Here is a 17,677-nt window from a genome sequence, read left to right as displayed (position 1 = left end):
TCCTCACGCAACCGTCAGAAACCCACGCTTCGGGCGGGCGAAAGCCGCTAGCATGCCCCCCATGCGCCTGACCGCCCTCATCACCGGAACCGTGCAGGGCGTCGGCTACCGACGCTACGTGCAACGCCACGCCCGCGACCTGAACCTCGCCGGGTACGCCGAGAACCTCAGTGACGGCCGAGTCGAGGTCGTCGCCGAGGGCCACACGGACGACCTCGCGCGGCTGCTGCACTGGCTCAGGCGCGGCCCGCCCCACGCCCGCGTGCAGGACGTCCAGACCCAGCAGAGCGAGGCGACCGGCCTGAACGACTTCCACCTGTACTGACCCGGCAGCCCCGGCGCCGTGGCCTGCGGCAACTTCCGCCGCGCGCCCCGCGTATCCTCCGGCAGACATGACCGAACTGACCTCCCCGGTGCCGGACGACCTCGCCGCGCCCCGCACCGGCCCACCCCTGACCGCGTACGGCCTGGCGCTGCTGCCCCTGGGCCTCGCGGGTCTGCTGCCGCCCTGGGGCGCGGCGCTCCTGTGCGGGCTGTTCGCACTGGGCGTCCGTTTTCCCGTGTGGGCGCAGGCCCGCGTGCTTGGCACGCAGCTGATCATCGGGCTGAGCGTGGCGGCGCAGGTGCCCGCCGCGCTCGCGCAGCCCCGGCAGCTGCTGGTCCTGGCCGGGACGTACCTGCTGCTCAGCCTGTCCGGGTTCGCCCTGGGTGCCGGGGCGCACGCCCTGGAGGACGGGCGGCGCCGGGGCCTGCTGGCGCTGCTGCCGGGCCTGCTCGCGCCGCAGCCGGGGCTGATCCTGGCGCTGGCCGGGGGCGCCCTGGCGCGGCCCGCGCGGGACGCCCGCCACGCAGCCCGGACCGCTCCTGGCTGGTGGACCTGGGTGGCGGGCGCCGCCGTGGCCGCCGCGCTGCTCGGCACCCTGCTGCCCATGCCCCGCCCGGACATCGCGGGGGCCTTCCTGCCGACTCCCACGCAGACGGCCCAGGTCGCCCGTGAGTCCCAGGCGGCCCCGCCAGCGCCTGCTGATCCGGCCACTCCGAATCTGCTGAACCGGTCCGGGAACGTCCCTCAGCTCCAATTGGACGTGGGCGTGCCGCTGCTCCCGCCGGAGCTGGCGCTGGGCGCGGGCCTGCTGTGCCTGCTGGCGGCGGCAGGTGTGCCCCAGCTGCGCCGCCGCGCGGGCCGCCCCCCGCACCCGTCCGAGGTGCTCATGGTGGCCGGGCTGGTCCTGACGGGCCTGCTGTGGGTCGTGTCGGCCATCCTGCTGAACCTGGGGGGGCGCGCCCCCGGTCCGGCCGATTCGGGCGCGGCGCCGCCCCCGGACGAGGCGGCCCGCATGGCCGAGGCCGCCACGGGACCGGCCGCTCAGGTCGTCAGCGTGACCTGGCTCGCCCCGCTGGCGCAACTGCTGGCCCTGGCGGCCCTGCTGATCGTGGCCGCCGTGCTGCTCGTCAACCGCCGCCGCGTCGCTGCGACCGTGACAGGCACCCCGGAGCATGACGACCTCCCCACCACCTCTGCCCCGCCGGCCCCGCTGCACCGGGTGCGCGTCGCCTACCGGGAGGCGCTGGCGGCCCTGTCGGACGCCGGTCTGGGCCGCGCCGCGCACGAGACGCCCGCCGGGTACGCCGCGCGGCTCGGTGCGCACCACCCACCGCTGGCGGACCCGCTGGGCACCCTGACCGCCCTGTACGAACCCGTCCGCTACGGCGGGCAGCTGACCGACGAGCAGGCCGGACAGGCCGAGCAGGCCGCCCGCGCCGTCTTCCAGATCATCCCGACCCTCCCACCCGAAGATTCCGTCGATCACAAGGACCTGCCATGACCCACACTGCACCCACGCCCGCCTTCGCCCGCTCGATTCTCGACAACGTCGCCCAGGTCCTGGTCGGCAAGGAGGACGTCACGCGCCTCGCGCTGGCGGGCGTCCTGGCCGGGGGGCACGTCCTGCTGGAGGACGCCCCGGGCACCGGGAAGACCATGCTGGCGCGCGCGCTGGCCGTCAGCCTGGGCCTGGACTTCCGGCGCGTGCAGTTCACGCCGGACCTGCTGCCCGGCGACGTGACCGGCGTCAGCGTGTACCGCCCGGACACCCACGAGTTCCGCTTCGTGCCGGGCCCGATCTTCACCGGGGTGCTGCTCGCGGACGAGATCAACCGCGCCACGCCCAAGACGCAGTCCGCACTGCTGGAAGCCATGGCCGAGGGGCAGGTCACGGAGTCCGGCGTGACCCACCCGCTGCCCGCGCCGTTCGTGGTGATCGCCACGCAGAACCCCGTCGAGCACGAGGGCACCTACCGCCTGCCCGAAGCGCAGCTGGACCGCTTCCTGCTGAAACTCTCGGTCGGGTACCCCACGCCGGAGGAGGAGGTGCGGATGCTGGGCCGCCTGCAGGGCGAGCACCCGATCCAGGCGCTGCGGGCCGTGACGACCCCGGCGGCGCTGCTGGACGCGCAGGAGGCCGTGCGGCGCGTGTTCGTGTCGGAACCCGTGCGGGCGTACGTCGCGGGCCTGAGCGCCGCCACGCGGGCGCACCCCCTGGTCACGCTGGGCGGCGGGCCGCGCGCCAGCCTGGGATTGCAGGGCACGGCGCAGGCCCTGGCGTGGCTCGCGGGACGCTCGTTCGTCACACCGGACGACGTGCAGCGCGCCGCGACCGGCGTCCTCGCGCACCGCCTGAGCCTGCGGATCGAGGCGCGCCTGCAGGGTCAGAGTGCGGAAGGCATCGTCGCGGAGGTCCTGCGCGCCCAGCCGGTCCCGGTCGAGAACGCCGCGCACGCATGACCGCCGCGCTGCTGTGGCTGGCCCTGATCGCCGCGGTGACGGGGGGCCTGTGGTGGCTGGCCCGCCGCCCGCCCCGCGTGACCGTCACGCGTGAGGTTCCGGGCAGCGGCTTCGAGGGCGGCGGGCTGCCCCTGACCGTCACCGTCACCGTGCAGTCCCGCCGACCCCTGCGCGTCACGCTCAGCGACCCCACTCCGCGCGGCGTGGTCCCCGCTCATGAACTGACCGCCGCCGCGCTGCACATCGGGCAGACCACCCAGACCTTCACGACCACCCTGCGCCTGAACCGCCGGGGCCACTTCGAGTGGCCGGGCCTGGACCTCGCGTGGGCCGATCCGCTGGGGCTGTTCTGGCAGCAGACCACCCTGCCCGCCACGACCGCCGTCACCGTGTACCCCGGCACGCACGGCCTGCTCCTGCCGGACCTGCTGCGCCCCCTCCTCTCCGAGGGGACCCTGTCGCGGCAGCTGGGCCTCGACGACCCACTCAGCCTGCGCAGCGCCCGCGAGTACGTCACCGGGGACGCGCCGGGCCGCATCCACTGGCGCCTCAGCGCCCGCCGCGGCGAACTGGTCGTGCGGGAACCCGAACGCACCGCCGCCAGCAGCCTGACCGTCTTCGTGGACGCCAGCGCCGGGGGCAGCACCTTCGTGGACAGCGCCGCCCGGCTGGCCGCGAGCCTCCTGCGCGAGGGCCAGACGCTGGGCCTCCCGGTCGCGGCCGCCGCCGCGGGGCAGGTCACGCCCGCCGGGCGCGGCGCGGACGCCCTGCACGCCGCGCTGCACCTGCTGGCCCGGCTGGAACCCGACCCGGCGCCGCCCGCGCTGCCGGTCACGCGCGCCGGGGGGAACCTGATCATCCTCACCGCCCGCCCCAGCGCCGACCTGACCACCCAGGCGCTGCACGCCCGCGCCACCGCCAGCCGCGTCAGCATCGTCGCGCTGCCCGAAGGCTTCTACCTCGAGCCCGGCGAGCAGGCCCGGCGGCAGTGGGCGGGCCTGCCGGACGCCGTGCGGGACCTCGAACGCCGCGCCGCTGTCCTGGCCGAATCCGGCATTCTGGTCTACGTCCTGCGCGGCAACCAGAGCGTCCTGACCCTGGCGGGCTGATACGGACTCGGGTTGAACGACGGCGCACCCCGTTCAACCCGAGTGCGTATCAGGGAATGATCTGCCCGTAGTTCAGTTCCGACACGATGTTCGTGGTCTTCCCGCTGATATCGAGTTTCAATGTCCGGCCCAGCGTCCCGCCGAACACCGCCCGCTGCTGCTCGGGCGGCAGGGTGGACACCACGCTGATGTCCTGATTGCCGATGCCCGGCACGTCCACGAACAGGGTGGTCAGGCCGCCGGGCAGCACGTCGTACGAGTAACTCTGGTACCGCTGGTTCAGCGGGGTGTTCAGCACCAGCCCACCCCGGTTCAGCGGGGTGTAGTCGCCGCGCAGCGAGTCGCCCACGAACCCGTACAGGCCTTCCTCGCCCCGGTCGCGCAGGTCCCCGTACGGCGCGAACTTCCCGATGTGGCTGCTGAAGAACAGGTACACCTTGCCGCCCTTCATGAGCAGGTTCGGCCGCTCCAGTTCCTGGTTCACGCAGCGGGCCGTGAGCAGCGGGTTCAGCAGCTTCCACGCGCCCGGCGCGGTCTCCACCGCCAGCCCGATCGCGCCGTTGTGCAGCGGCATCTCGGCGTTCAGGGCGCCCAGGCCGGCGCGGAAGGTCGCGTCGCCCAGATCCTCGGGCTGGCAGGTCTGCTGGGATTTCAGGCCGCCCATGTTCCCGGTGAACACCACGTACCGCTTGCCGTCCGCCGGATTCCGGAACGCCCACGGGTCACGGAAGCCGTACAGCGGCCCCGCGTCGGACTGCGCGGCCGTCTGGTACAGCGTGCCGTCGGCGCGCAGGATCACCCGGTGCTTCCAGGTGCCGCTGAAGACCACGCGGCCACCGACGACCTCGGCTTTCACGCCGTCCGCCAGCGCGATCCGCTGCTCGAACCCGACTCCGCCCTCGTTCGGGAAGCCGCTGCCACTCTGCGGCGCGAGCTGCCCGTCTGCCGTCAGGGCGCCCCGCACGTCCCCGACGTGCTGGCGTTCCAGTACCGAAGACGGCCCCTGCACCGGCCCCTCGTTCCGCTCGCCGGTCACGGTGTAGTACACCTCGACGCTGCCGTCGGCCTTCAGCAGCGCCGAACCCGCCCAGTTGCGCGACCCGAGTACCACGCCCTCCGGGAACAGGTACCCGCCCGGCTGCCAGCTGCGCCCGTCGGTGGAGTACGAGTAGCGCAGCGTGGCGAGGTCGTGCCGCGCGCCCGGCAGCACGCTGTCGTCCACGCTGAGGTGAATGAGCACGTAGTACGGCGTGCCGTCCGCGGCGCGGACCGTGGCGATCTGCATGTCCTCGGTCTTCAGCGGCCAGGTGTCCCACACCCACTGGTCCGGCAGGGTCTTCTGCGCGCCCTGCGGCCAGCTGGTGATCAGCGGCATGGTCGTCTGAGCGGTCTTGTCGGCGTCGGCCGGGATCTGCAGCGCCTCCTGCAGGGTCCAGCGGTCCGTGAAGGTGCCTTCCGGGCGGGTGTCGGGCGCGGGCGGCGTCGGGCTTCCGCCCGGAGCGCAGGCGGCCAGGGTCAGGCTCAGGGTCACGGTGGCGAGGGTGCGGGCATGACGGGTGCGGGCGGTACGGGCAGGTCGTGGCATGGAAGGTCTCCGGTACGGACACAGGCCCACGGACGGCGTCACCCCGGCGCGCAGGGCGACGCCGGGGCAGGGAAGGGTCAGGCGGACAGATGCGGCGCGGTCCGGTGTGAACTGTGAGGGGCAGTGTGCCCGCACGCGCCGGACCGGGGCGTGCCCCGCACACAGTCTGAACGGTGACCGAATGCACGCTCCAGACCCGCTCAAGCTGCCCGGCCCGGCCTGTCAGGCCGTTCACACCGGACCCGCGTGCCGGAGAGAGCGCAGGGGCGCCCGGTGCCGGGAAATACCGTGCTCAGCGGCGTGCAGGCGTCACGTTCACGCTGGTGCTCAGGCTGACCTTCCCACCCGTGAGCTTCATGACGTACAGCTTCGCGCTCTGCCGGTCCCCGTCCGCGTTGAACTTCACGCTGCCGGACAGCAGTCCGGCGTACGTCCCGGCCCGCACCGCCGATTCCACCTGCGCGCGGCTGGGCACCTTCCCACCGTTGGTCTTCGCGGCATTCAGGATGCCCTGCAGCGCCACGCGGGCCGCGTCGTACGCGAACGCCGCGAAGCCCTGCGGATCACGGCCGAACGCCTTGCGGTACGACCCGGCGAACGCCTTCGCGGCGGGCAGGGCACTCAGCGGCGCCGACACGGTCGTGTAGTACACGTTCGTGCCGCCCGCCCCGGCCACGCGGGCCAGGTCCGGGCTGTCCAGGCCGTCGCCGCCCACCACGGGCGCCGTGACACCCGCGCCGCGCAGCTGCGAGAGGAACACGCCCACCTGGTTGTACACACCTCCGAAGTAGATCGCGTCCGGTTTCTGCAGGCGGATCTTGGCGATCACGCCGCTGAAGTCGCTCTTCTCCTCGGTGCCCTCGTTTGCCAGGACCTTCACGCCGCGCGCCCTGAGGGTCTTCTCGACCTCGGCGGCCAGCCCCTCGCCGTACGCGGTCTTGTCGTTCAGGACGTACACCCGCTTCGCCTTCAGCGTCCCCGCCAGGAACGCCGCTCCGGCCGGACCCTGCGCGTCGTCACGCGGCACGATCCGGCTCACGTTCTTCAGGCCGCGGTCCGTCACCTGATTCGCGGTGCTGCCCGAATTCACGACCGCCACCCGGCTGGCACTCAGCGCGGCGCTCGCGGGGATGGTCACGCCGCTGTTCAGCGCGCCCACCACCGCGAGCACCTGACGGTCCGCGGCGATCTTGCGCGCGGCGGCCGTGCCGGTCGCGGGGTCCGCCTGATCGTCGAACGCCACGAGGCTCAGGCGGAAGCCCAGCTTCGCGAAGCGGGGTGCGTACTCGTTCACGGCCAGCTGCGCGCCGTTGCGGACCTGCACACCCAGGTTGCTGATCGAACCGGACAGCGGACTGATCGTCGCGAGTTTCACGGGAACGGGCGTCTGGGCGTGCGCGGCACCCAGGGCCAGGATGGACACGGTCAGGAGGTGGGTGGTGGGAACTCGGGGCATGGGAACTCCTTGACGACACCCGCCGCAGGGGGCAGGTCCGGATGCAGGGGAAAGAGGCGGCTGCCCGGACGGTCAGTCCGGAGCTGGAGCGTTCAAGATAGGCGGCCCGGCCCGCCTCCCGGCCGGATGTCCGGACAAATGCGCCCCTGTGAAGGCCGGTGTGTCTACACAGCCCCTTTTGGCGAAGCAGAGCTCTACCCCGTCTGGGCCAATGAAAAGGGCCGACGAAAAACCCCCACCGCGAGGGTGGGGGAGAGGGGGGGAGTCTAACCGTCATACGGGTTCCGTTTGATTCGTTGACAACCCGGAAAGGCACCGGGTTGCCAACTCCACGACCGGAACCCGTTTCGCTCCTACTCGCTCCGCTCGGGTTGAAAGGTTTGCATAACCTTTCAGCCGGAGTGCATATCAGTCGCGGTCGACGTTGCGCAGGAACGCGGGAATGTCGTAGTCCTTCGGGTCGAAACTGCCGCCGCGCACGGGCTTGACGATCGTGTCGATCACGCTGGAACGCCCGCCGGCCACGGTGACCGGCATGTCGTTGAAGCCGGTGGCGATGACGGTGACGCGCACCTCGTCCCCGGCGGCCTCGTCGGGCGTGATGCCGAACAGGATGTCGGGTTCCTCGAAGCCGGTCGCCTCGCGGATCTTCTCGACGATCTCGTTCGCGTCGGTCATGCTCAGGTCGTAACTGCCGGTCACGTTCACCAGAATGCGCCGCGCGCCCTCGATGCCGCGTTCCAGCAGCGGGCTGTGGATGGCGCTCATCGCGGCTTCCTCGGCGACCTTCTCGCCGCGCCCGGCGCCGATGCCCATCAGGACCGTGCCGCTGTTCGCGAGCAGGTTGCGCACGTCCGCGAAGTCCAGGTTGATCATGCCCTCGACGTTGATGACGTCGCTGATGCCCTTCACGCCGTAGTACAGCACGCGGTCGGCGATCAGGAACGCCTCGCGGAACGAGACCTTCTTGTCCACGGCGGTCAGCAGCTTCTCGTTGTTCACGACGATCATGCCGTCCACGCGGTCCGCCAGCTTGCTGATGCCTTCCTCCGCCACGCGCAGGCGCTTGGGGCCCTCAAAGCGGAAGGGGCGGGTGACGATCGCGACCGTCAGGATGCCCATCTCGCGGGCGATCTCCGCGACGACGGGCGCGCTGCCCGTGCCGGTGCCGCCGCCCATCCCGGCGGTGATGAACAGCATGTCCGTCCCGTCGAGGTACTCCTTGATGCGCTCGCGGTCCTCCAGGGCGGCCTTCTCGCCCACCTCGGGGTCGGCCCCGGCGCCCAGGCCGCGGGTCAGGCGGTCCCCGAGCTGGATGCGGATCTCCGCGTGACTCTTGGCGAGCACCTGCGCGTCCGTGTTCCCGGCGATGAACTCCACGCCTTCAAGTCCCGATTCAATCATGCGGTTGACGGCATTGTTGCCCGCCCCGCCCAAGCCGATCACGCGAATTCTGGCCGCTTGCATCATCTCTCCTTACCACGACCCGACCCGAACAGCAGGCCGGTGTCGTTGACTGCTTGGCAGTTTAGCGCACCATATCAGGCGCGCACGCCCCGAACGAGTCACGTGCCGGTCCCACCCGCCAGTCCCGCTGGGCCTGATCGTCAATCGCCTGCCCAGACCAAGCAGGCAGACGAAGCGGGCAGACGAAGCGGGCAGACGAAGCGGGCAGACGAAGCGGGCCGGGGGGAGGTCGGCGGCACCCGGCCCCGACCTCCCCCCCAGTGACCTTCCCCTGCGGTTCACGCAGGGGGGCGGATTCACATCCAGTCCTTGAACCAGTTACGCATCCGTTCGGCGAGGCTGGGACCCTGCTTGTCCTTCTCGCGCGGCGCGGGGGCCGGGCGGGATTCGGGGGCGCTGACCTCGGGGGCGGGCGCGCTGGGCGTGTGGGTGGGCGCCGGGGGCACCGGGGTGGGCGCGGTCGTGGCGGGCGCCATGTCGCCGTACATCAGGTGCGGCATGCCGTCCTCGGCCATGCCGTACAGCACCAGCCCCACGCTTCCGGCGTGGCCGGGACCGCTGACGATGTCAGTCAGGCCGCCGATGCCGCGCGGGCGGCCCACCCGGACCGGCAGGCGGAAGCGGTCGCGGGCGAGTTCCGGCGTGCCGCGCAGCAGCGCCGCGCCGCCCGTGAGGATCACGCCGTTCGCCACGAGCTCGACAGGCCCGAGGGTCTGGTCGATCTCGTCGCGGATCATGCCGAAGATCTCCGCGAGGCGCGGTTTGATGATCCGCGACAGTTCGAAGGCCGTGATGGCGTGCGTGCTGCCCGACGACGTCGTGATCTCCAGCGTCAGGTCCTGATCGGCGAGTTCCGGCAGGGCCGCGCCGTAGCGCCGCTTGACGTTCTCGGCCTCCTCGGTGGGGATCTTCAGGATCTGCGCGAGGTCCGCCGTGACGTGATCCCCGCCGATCGGAATGCACGCCGAGTGCGCGAGGTTCCCGCGTTTGAACACGGCCACGTCGGTTGTCCCGCCGCCCATGTCCACCACGATGACCGTCTGCGCCTGCTCGGCGGCCTCCAGGGTCGCCAGGCCGCTGGCCAGCGCGTGCAGCGCGAAACCCTCGACGCGCAGCCCGGCCTCCTGCACGCAGCGGCGCAGGTTCAGCAGCGGTCCGCCTGTCCCGGCGACGATGTGCACGTCGACCTCCAGGCGTACGCCGTGCATTCCGACCGGGTTCTTGATGCCTTCCTGGCCGTCCACGACGTACTCCTGCGGGAGGGTGTGGATGATCTCCAGGTTGGGATCGAGCGGCACGGCGCGGGCGTTCTCGATGGCGCGGTCCACGTCGGTCTGCCCGATCTCCTGGTTGCGGCGGATCGCGGCCAGTCCGTGGCTGGTGATGGCCTTGGCGTGATTCCCGGCGACCGTGACGTACACGGACTCGACCTTCACGCCGCTGACGCGTTCGGCGCTCTGCACCGACTGCCGGATGGCGTGCGTGGCCCGTTCGAGGTTCACGACTGAGCCGCGCTTCATGCCCTCGCTGGGCACGCTGCCTTCACCGATGATGTCGACGCTGCCGTTCGGACCGACCTCGCCGATCACGGTGGTGATTTTCGTGGTCCCGATGTCCAGGCCGACGATGATGCTGTTCTCTTTCATTCCTGGACGCTCACCCCCCAGGGGTAGATGTAGATGTCACGGTCTGGATACATGCTGATGCTCCCAGCATACTTCACAAGGGCGCGCAGGTCGCCACTCCACACCGACGAGGAGCGGAATTTCACGGTCACGCCCGACGGCGTATAGCTGACCGACTGCGCATTGTAGCGGGCCAGGGTGTCCAGCAGGTGCAGGACTTCCGGCACCCGGTCCGGCCCCCAGCCGCTGATCAGCGGGAGTTTCGCCGTGCCTGTCGCGCCCGGCAGGACCGTTCCGTCCCGCGCGACCGCGACGACCTCGCCGGGGCGGCGCTGCCAGCGCGCGGCGGGCGTGCGTTCCGTCACCTGCACCGTGACGCGGTCCGGGAAGATCCGCGTCACGGCCGCCGACTGCACCCACGGGCTGTCCAGCAGGCCCCGTGCGCGCCACGCGCCGTAGTACAGCCAGCCGAAACTGCCGTCCAGGCCCGCCAGGGTCCGTACCCGCGCCTCGCTCAGGCGGACGTTGCCACTGACCGTCACGGTCTTCACGGGCAGCGCGAACCACGCGCCCACCCCGGCCCCCACCACGAGCGCCGCCGCCAGGGCCGTCCACAGGGGACGGCGCGAGCGACGGCGGGGCGCGGGTCCGGCGGGATCAGCAGGTGCAGGGTCCAGCCCGGACGTGACCGGTGCCGGGCCAGCCGGATCCGGCGCCGCAGGAGGGGCGGCCACTGCCGGGCCACCCGTCACGTCTGGACCGGGTGGGTCCAGGCGACGGTTGCGGGGCCGCTCCGGGCTGCTCACGAGGAGGCGATCCCCGGCCACAGTTCGTACTCCAGTTCCATCGGGACCGGCACGCGCTCGCGGATGACGTCCAGCAGGGCGTGCACGTCGGCGGCGGTCGCGCCGCCCAGGTTCACGATGAAGTTCGCGTGTTCCGGCGCGATCAGCGCGTTGCCGACGCGGGTGCCCTTCAGGCCCGCCTCGTCGATGAGTTTCCCGGCGCTGACGCCGCCCGGGTTCTTGAACGCGCAGCCCGGCGTCTTCATCTTCGGCTGGCCCTTGCGGGCCTGATCCGCGAAGTCCATCTTCGCCAGGACCTCGTCGGGCGCGGCGCGGCGCAGTTTCAGGCGCACTCGGGTCACGATGTGGTTGCGCGGAATACCGCTGTCGCGGTAGCCCCAGTTCAGGTCGTCCGGCGTGACCTGCCGCAACCCCTCGGGCGTGACGATCTCCAGGGTGTGCAGCCCGTCGAACATCTCGCCGTAGCGGGTACCGGCGTTCATCCACACCGCGCCGCCCACCTGCGCGGGAATGCCGACGGTGCCCTCCAGGCCGCTCAGACCCAGCTTCTGCAGCTGCCGGATCAATCCGGGCAGGGGCACGCCGCCGCCCACCCAGCCGGTCACGACCCAGGTGTCGTCACTCAGGGTGGGGTCCGGCGTGAGGTCCCGCTCGGCCAGCGGGCCGCTCAGGCGGATCACGCGTTCCGGCACGCCCTCATCCGCGATCACGAGGTTGCTGCCGCCCCCCAGGATGCGGTACGGCTGCGCCATGGCCTCGCGCAGCTGCTCGTGCGTCTCGACAAACCACACCTCGGCCTCGCCGCCGACGCCCAGCGTCGTGAAGCGCGCCAGGGGCAGCCGCTCGACGCGCGCGCCCGTGCGGCTGAGCGTGGCGGTCACAGCGTCCCCACCAGTTCACGCGACAGTTTCCACACGTCGCCCGCGCCCATCGTCACGATCAGGTCGCCGGGTCCGGCCGTCTCGCGCAGCACGCGCAGCACCTCGGCGCGGTCGGGCAGGTAGCGCACGCCCGCGTGCCCGCCTTCGCTCATGCGGTCGCTGATCAGCGTCGCGTGGATGCCGGGAATGGGCGTCTCGCTGGCCGCCGCGATGTCCAGCAGCAGCACCTCGTCCGCGTCCATCAGCGCGTCCGCCAGACGCGGCCAGGACTGCTGCGTGCGCAGATACCGGTGAGGCTGGAACACCACCCGCACGCGCCGCCCCGTCTGCCGGGCCGCCTGCACCGCCGCCGCGACCTTCGTGGCGTTGTGCGCGTAATCGTCGATCACCAGCGCGCCGTTCAGTTCCCCGATGCGCTGCCAGCGCCGCCCAGGCCCCCGGAACTCCGCCAGGGCCGAGGCCGCCTGCTCCACGTTCCCGCCGTGCAGGTCCACGACCGCCAGCGCTGCCAGCGCGTTCAGGACGTTGTGCAGGCCCGGCAGCGCCACGCGCGCCTCGGCCAGCGGTTCGCCCCGGCGCAGCACCGTGAACGTCGTGCCGTCCGCGTCCGGGCGCAGGTTCACGGCGCGGTAGTCCGCCCCCTCGGCCTGCCCGTACGTCAGGCGCTCACGGGCGCCTGCGCACAGGGCGTCCAGGCCCGGCCAGTCGGCGCACAGCAGCACCCGGCCCGACTGCGCCACGAAGCGCGCGAACGCCGCGTGCTGCTCCTCCACCGTTTCCCAGTAGGTGGCCTGGTTGCCGCCCACGTGGTCGTCCTCGGCGTTCGTGAACACCGCCGTGCCCGCCGCCAGCGCCGCGAAACCCTTGTCGCTCTCGTCCACCTCGGCCACGAAGGGACCGCTGCCCGTCCGGGCGTTGCTGCCGAACTCCGGGACGATGCCGCCCACGAACGCCGACGGGTCCAGCCCGGCCCCCGCCAGCGCTACGGCGATCATGCTGGTCGTGGTCGTCTTGCCGTGCGTGCCGATCACGCCGATGCTCGTCCCGGCCCGCAGCAGTTCGTCCAGCAGCGCCATGCGCGGCCGGATCTCCACACCCGCCGCGCGCGCGGCCACCAGCTCCGGATGGTCCTTCGGAACCGCTTCCGACGCGACCAGCACGTCAACGCGCCCGAACGGCTCGTCGGTCACGTGCGACGCCGAGTGCTCCGGCGCGACCGGAATACCCTCCTGCGACAGGCGCGCCGTCAGGTCCGTGACGTGCTCGTCACAGCCGCTCACGCGGTGCCCCTGCGCCGACAGCAGGCGCGCGAAGGCACTCATGCCAATGCCGCCCGCCCCCATCAGGTGATAGTGCAGGGCCTCGGGACGGGAAGAATCGATTGAGGACGCCGCGGCCACGCCGGGCGAGGAAACAGCATTGGATAGGTCAGTCATGAGTGGAGTGCGGCCCACTAACGCAGGTGCCGTTCGATCAGGTCCGCGAACCGCCCCGCCGCGCCCGTCTGGGCCCGGCCGAGCGCCGCCTCTGCCATCGAGGCGCGCGTCCCCGCTGCCGCACACTCTAACACCGCCCGCCCCAGCGCTTCTGAGGCGTTCTTCTGCTCCACCACGAGCCCCGCCCCCGCTGCCTGCACCGCCTGCGCGTTATGGAACTGATGGTTCTCCGCCGACTCCGGCAGCGGCACCATGATCAGCGGCACGCCGTGATACGCCGCCTCCGCCAGCGTGCTCGTCCCCGCGCGCGTGATCGCCAGGTCAGCCACGGACCACGCCGCCACCGCGTCCACGTACCCGGCCGCTTCGAACCACTCCAGGTCCTGCACGCCCGGCGCGACCTCCGAGAGCCAGCGCGGCCCGGTCGAGTGCAGCACCTGCACCCCACCCCCCGCGCCGCCTGCCCCCGTGAAGTCCAGATCCACCAGCCCCCGGCTCGGCTCATGCCCGGGGGGCAGCAGGCCCTCGGACCCGAAGGCGTGCCGCAGCACGTCCGGCACCGTCTGGTTCAGGAACAGCGACCCCTGCGACCCGCCCATCACGAAGATCGTCAGCGGCCCCTCCTGGAGGCCCAGCCGCGCCAGTGCCTCCGCGCGCGGCAGCCGCTCCTCGCGCACTGGCATGCCCACCATCGTCGCCAGCGCCGGGTTCAGGCCGATCACGCGCTCGTACGCCGTCCCCACTGCCCGCGCCTTGCGGACCGCCAGCCGCTGCGTCAGGCCCAGGCGGGCGTTCTGCTCGTGCAGCACCGTCGGCACGCCCAGACTCTGCGCGGCCAGCACCCCCGGCAGGCTCGCGAAGCCCCCGTACCCGACCACCACGCCCGGCTTCAGCCGGTTCAGCACCGAGCGGGCCTGCAACACGCCCTGACCGGCCCGCAGCAGCTCACGCGGGTCCGGGCGGCCCTGCCCGCTGCGCGCCAGCTTCCCGGCGTCCACACCCTCGAACGGCAGGCCCTGCTCGCGCGCCACGCGCTCCTCCATGCCGCCCCGCTGCCCCAGCAGCAGCACCTCATGCCCACGCCGCGACAGCTCCCGCGCCGTCGCCACCGCCGGATAGATATGCCCCCCCGTGCCCCCCGTCGCCATCACAACCAGACTCATCGCGGGCGAGTCTAGCCCGTCAGGGGGGTGGGTTGTGGGGTGTAGGCAGTGGGAAGTGGTGAGTGGGCAGTGGAATCCACAATGCCGCGGTGGGAGCGGTCAGGGGGCGACGACAGGAAGGGGAGACGACCACACCGCGTCGCCTCCCCCCAGGGCACGGGGCGGGTCATCCAGCCGACCCACTCCCCACTGCCCACTTCCCCGCGCTCAGTCGAACAGGTCGCCCAGGCTCTTGCCGACGCTGCCGCCGTGGCTGTCGCCGCCGAGCATCCCGGCCTCGAACTCCTCGTAGGGCTGCACGACCACGAAGCCGTCGCCCTGGAAGACCATCTGGTACGTCTCGCCGCCGCCTCGCCCGAACATGCTGCGCATGCTGGAATCCATCCGCAGCTGCGGCTGCAGGTTGCCACTCCAGGCGATCGTGGCGTTCGGGTCGGTGAAGATCGGCTCCTGCGGCGTCACGCGCAGCGTCAGCGGCTTGCCGTGACTGAGGATCGCGACCATGCCGTGCCCCTGCACGCGCACGCTGAACAGCCCACCGGCTGCCATGCCCGCGATGCGGCGCTGCATGGTGATGTCGTACTGCACGGTGTCCTCGAAGGCCAGCAGGTCGTTGCCGTTCACGTTCAGCGCGTCACCCTGCAGGCGCAGGATCTGCACTTCCTTGCCCTGATCGGCGAGGTACGCCACGCCGCGCCCCTCGATCTTCGCCAGGGGGCTCATCTCCTGCGACACGGCGCGCTTCAGGGCCTTCATCAGGCCGCCTTCGAGCATGCCTTCACGCGTGAACGAGAGGTTGCCCTTGTAGGCGACCATGGCGCCCAGCTTGCTCCAGATGCGGCCGTTGACCTTGACCTCCAGCATCTTGCTGCTTTCGAGCTCGAATACCTCGCCGGGGTTGTCCCGCTCGGCGGTCTGCGCGATGAAGTCACGGAGGCTGTAGGTGCCGTCACTGCCGGGATGCATGTTCGTCATGACACCACAGTACGACGGGCCGCGCCGAACGGTTCCCGGCCGCGTGACCGGGTCAGCCCAGCAGCCCACCGATGCGGCGCAGGACCTCCTCTATGTTCGCCATGCTCGTCGCGTAACTCAGGCGCACCTGCCCCGGCGCGGCGAAATCCGTGCCAGGCACGACCGCCACCCGCGCGTCGTCCAGAATGCGCCGCGCCGCCTCCAGCTCATCCGGGTGAATCGTGGTCGTGTCGGCCATCACGTAGAACGCGCCCTGCGGCGTGGGGGTGCGCAGGCCCAGCGCGTTCAGGCCCGCGACGATCCGGTCGCGCCGCTCGCGGTACGCCGCGCGGGCCATGTCCACGAACGCCGCCGTGTGCGCCTGATCCGACAGGGCCGCCAGCGTCGCGTACTGCGACACGCTGCTTGCGTTACTCGTGCTCTGCGACTGCAGGGCGTTCATCGCGGCGATCACGCCCTTCGGGCCGCCCGCGTACCCGATGCGCCACCCGGTCATCGCGTACGCCTTGCTCGCCCCGTTGATGGTCAGCGTGTGCTCGGGCGCGTACCGTCCGATGCTGACCTGCTCGGCGTCGTATACCAGATGCTCGTACATCTCGTCCGTCACGATCACGAGGTTGTGCTTCTGCGCCACCGCCCCCACCGCGCGCAGCACCTCCGGCGGGAACACCGCGCCCGTCGGGTTGCCGGGGCTGTTCAGCACGATCATCCGCGTCCTGGGCGTCACGCGCGCCTCCAGCTCATCGGGATCGAGCAGGAACCCCGACTCCGGCGTGGTCGGCACCGTCACCGGCACCGCGCCCGTCAGGGCCACCATCTCCGGGTAGCTCACCCAGTACGGCGCCGGGATCAGCACCTCGTCCCCCGGGTTCAGCAGCGCCAGAAAAGCGTTGAACAGCGCCTGCTTCCCGCCGCTCGTGACCGTCACCGCGTCCGGTGTGTAGCTCAGGCCGTTCTCACGGGCGAACTTCGCGCTGATCGCCTCGCGCAGCTCCGGGATGCCGTTCACCGCCGTGTACTTCGTCTTGCCCGATTCGATCGCGGCGATGGCCGCCGCCTTCACGTGATCCGGCGTGTCGAAATCCGGCTCGCCGACGCTCATGCTGATCACGTCCACGCCCTGCCGCCGCAACTCCAGCGCGCGGCTCGTCACCGCGACCGTCGCGGAAGGCTTCAGGCTCAGGGCACGCTCGGACAGCAGAAAAGGGCCGCTCATACCCCGCAGGGTACAGGCGGCCCGACTGGCGCGCGGCGAGAGGTTTAGAAGCGGTACGTCACGCCCAGATGCAGTCCCGGCAGAGTGACGGAGCCGCCGTCCACGAAGTAACTCCGCAGTTTCGCCTCGGAGAACCAGCCCAGATTGCCCTGACGGAACTCGCCGCGCACACCCGCCGTGGCGTTCAGCAGCAGCACCTGCCCACTCACCGTGCCGAGTCCCGGCCCGGCGTACAGATTGACGCTCCCCTGCGGGAAGTTGAACAGCGCGTCCACGCTGGCGTACACCGGCAGGGTCGCCGGTCCGTTCATCCCATCGGCGGCAATCGGGAGGAACATCGTGCCCACACTGCCGCGCACGTCCACGCTGCCGACCGGGACACTCACGGACAGACCCAGCGCGGGGAGAATGACAAACTCCGTGCCGGTATTCACCCACACGGTCGTGCCGCGCGGCAGATCGGTGGACGACACCGGGGTGGACGAGGACTGCGCGGCGGCCGCGCCCGACAGGCACGCCGCGACCAGAACGGACTTCAGAATCTTCACCCGCCGAGTCTAGGGACCGGGCCGCCCGATACCTGCCTCACATGACGCGCGCCGCCCCATGCCCCCGGCGGGGGAGAGGCGGCGCGGCGCAGTTCGGTCAGAACCGGTACGTGAGGCCCAGGTGCAGGGTGGGCAACACTTCCGGGTGCGGTTGCTCGATCCGGCCCCGCAGTTGCCCCTCCATGAACCACCCGAGCGGGCCACTGCCGTACTCACCCCGCACGCCACCGGTCACGTTGCCCACCAGAATCGGGGCTCCGAACAGTCCGGCGCCCGGACCGGCGTACCACACGACGTCCCCCCGCGGCCAGGTGTACAGCGCGTCCAGGTTCACCTGGAGGGGCGTTGTGCCGTCCGTGCCCGGCATCCAGCGCGAGTAGACGGCTCCGAGCTGAGCGCGCAGGTCCACGCGCCCCAACGGCAGGCTGGCCCCGACGCCCGCTGTGGGGAACACCATGAACTCCAGGCCGCTGTGCGCCCACAGCAGGGGCGACCGACCTGCTGACTGTGCCTGTGCAGGAGTGGCGAGCAGCAGGGCGGCCAGCGTGACCACGCATGAAGACAGCTTAAGATTCCTCATTCTGTGCGTAAGGTAGCAGCCGGGAGAACGCCAGGTTGCCTCGCC

16 protein-coding genes are annotated in these 17,677 nt (G+C 71.5%); 4 read left to right on the top strand and 12 right to left on the bottom strand.

Annotated features, from left to right (window positions below):
• The first annotated feature begins 61 nt into the window (after window positions 1-61).
• The 4 genes from EXW95_RS04685 to EXW95_RS04670 all read left to right on the top strand — a co-directional run bounded on the left by EXW95_RS04685 (window position 62) and on the right by EXW95_RS04670 (window position 3,894).
• Window positions 62-325, top strand: coding sequence for an acylphosphatase (locus EXW95_RS04685; RefSeq protein WP_174366482.1), 264 nt, complete (start codon window positions 62-64; stop codon window positions 323-325).
• Window positions 326-392: 67 nt separating this feature from the next.
• On the top strand, window positions 393-1,826 hold the full coding sequence (locus tag EXW95_RS04680; protein ID WP_174366481.1) for a DUF4129 domain-containing protein: 1,434 nt from the start codon (window positions 393-395) through the stop codon (window positions 1,824-1,826).
• A complete protein-coding gene (locus EXW95_RS04675; protein ID WP_174366480.1) occupies window positions 1,823-2,785 on the top strand; it encodes a MoxR family ATPase in 963 nt (320 codons plus the stop codon). Before EXW95_RS04680 ends, EXW95_RS04675 begins: the two co-directional genes overlap by 4 nt.
• The gene (locus EXW95_RS04670) at window positions 2,782-3,894 is read left to right on the top strand and encodes a DUF58 domain-containing protein (RefSeq protein ID WP_174366479.1); all 1,113 of its coding nucleotides are present in this window, start codon (window positions 2,782-2,784) and stop codon (window positions 3,892-3,894) included. The genes EXW95_RS04675 and EXW95_RS04670 overlap by 4 nt, the downstream gene beginning before the upstream one ends.
• Window positions 3,895-3,943: 49 nt before the next feature.
• Here the strand turns inward: EXW95_RS04670 and EXW95_RS04665 are convergent, their stop codons facing one another.
• The 12 genes from EXW95_RS04665 to EXW95_RS04610 all read right to left on the bottom strand — a co-directional run bounded on the left by EXW95_RS04665 (window position 3,944) and on the right by EXW95_RS04610 (window position 17,632).
• Window positions 3,944-5,479: a glycoside hydrolase family 68 protein gene (locus EXW95_RS04665; RefSeq protein ID WP_174366478.1), complete on the bottom strand. Its 1,536-nt coding sequence runs from the start codon at window positions 5,477-5,479 to the stop codon at window positions 3,944-3,946.
• A gap of 292 nt (window positions 5,480-5,771) precedes the next feature.
• Window positions 5,772-6,935, bottom strand: a complete 1,164-nt coding sequence (locus EXW95_RS04660; RefSeq protein ID WP_174366477.1) for a branched-chain amino acid ABC transporter substrate-binding protein — start codon at window positions 6,933-6,935, stop codon at window positions 5,772-5,774.
• Between the two features lie 408 nt (window positions 6,936-7,343).
• Window positions 7,344-8,402 carry a cell division protein FtsZ gene (gene ftsZ, locus EXW95_RS04655; RefSeq protein ID WP_174368816.1) on the bottom strand — a complete coding sequence of 353 codons (1,059 nt, stop codon included), beginning with the start codon at window positions 8,400-8,402 and terminating at the stop codon, window positions 7,344-7,346.
• A 296-nt stretch (window positions 8,403-8,698) separates the two neighbouring features.
• Window positions 8,699-10,048 (bottom strand): cell division protein FtsA, encoded by a 1,350-nt coding sequence (gene ftsA, locus EXW95_RS04650; RefSeq protein ID WP_174366476.1) that lies wholly within the window; start codon window positions 10,046-10,048, stop codon window positions 8,699-8,701.
• Window positions 10,045-10,761, bottom strand: a complete 717-nt coding sequence (locus EXW95_RS04645; RefSeq protein ID WP_371809905.1) for a cell division protein FtsQ/DivIB — start codon at window positions 10,759-10,761, stop codon at window positions 10,045-10,047. The genes ftsA and EXW95_RS04645 overlap by 4 nt, the downstream gene beginning before the upstream one ends.
• Window positions 10,762-10,829: 68 nt before the next feature.
• Window positions 10,830-11,714 (bottom strand): UDP-N-acetylmuramate dehydrogenase, encoded by an 885-nt coding sequence (locus EXW95_RS04640; protein ID WP_174366475.1) that lies wholly within the window; start codon window positions 11,712-11,714, stop codon window positions 10,830-10,832.
• The gene (murC, locus tag EXW95_RS04635) at window positions 11,711-13,057 is read right to left on the bottom strand and encodes a UDP-N-acetylmuramate--L-alanine ligase (RefSeq protein ID WP_254605743.1); all 1,347 of its coding nucleotides are present in this window, start codon (window positions 13,055-13,057) and stop codon (window positions 11,711-11,713) included. Before murC ends, EXW95_RS04640 begins: the two co-directional genes overlap by 4 nt.
• A 110-nt stretch (window positions 13,058-13,167) precedes the next feature.
• Window positions 13,168-14,313: an undecaprenyldiphospho-muramoylpentapeptide beta-N-acetylglucosaminyltransferase gene (gene murG / locus EXW95_RS04630; RefSeq protein ID WP_174366473.1), complete on the bottom strand. Its 1,146-nt coding sequence runs from the start codon at window positions 14,311-14,313 to the stop codon at window positions 13,168-13,170.
• 207 nt (window positions 14,314-14,520) lie between these two features.
• On the bottom strand, window positions 14,521-15,288 hold the full coding sequence (locus EXW95_RS04625; protein ID WP_046842722.1) for an AIM24 family protein: 768 nt from the start codon (window positions 15,286-15,288) through the stop codon (window positions 14,521-14,523).
• 52 nt (window positions 15,289-15,340) lie between these two features.
• Entirely contained in the window at window positions 15,341-16,504 is a 1,164-nt protein-coding gene (locus EXW95_RS04620; RefSeq protein WP_174366472.1) for a pyridoxal phosphate-dependent aminotransferase, read from the bottom strand.
• 44 nt (window positions 16,505-16,548) lie between these two features.
• Window positions 16,549-17,052, bottom strand: a complete 504-nt coding sequence (locus tag EXW95_RS04615) for a hypothetical protein (RefSeq protein WP_174366471.1) — start codon at window positions 17,050-17,052, stop codon at window positions 16,549-16,551.
• Window positions 17,053-17,149: 97 nt separating this feature from the next.
• Window positions 17,150-17,632, bottom strand: a complete 483-nt coding sequence (locus tag EXW95_RS04610; protein WP_174366470.1) for a hypothetical protein — start codon at window positions 17,630-17,632, stop codon at window positions 17,150-17,152.
• Between the last annotated feature and the right edge of the window lie 45 nt (window positions 17,633-17,677).

The organism is Deinococcus sp. JMULE3 (assembly GCF_013337115.1).
Taxonomy (GTDB): domain Bacteria; phylum Deinococcota; class Deinococci; order Deinococcales; family Deinococcaceae; genus Deinococcus.
This window is presented reverse-complemented; position numbering and strand designations above follow the sequence as displayed.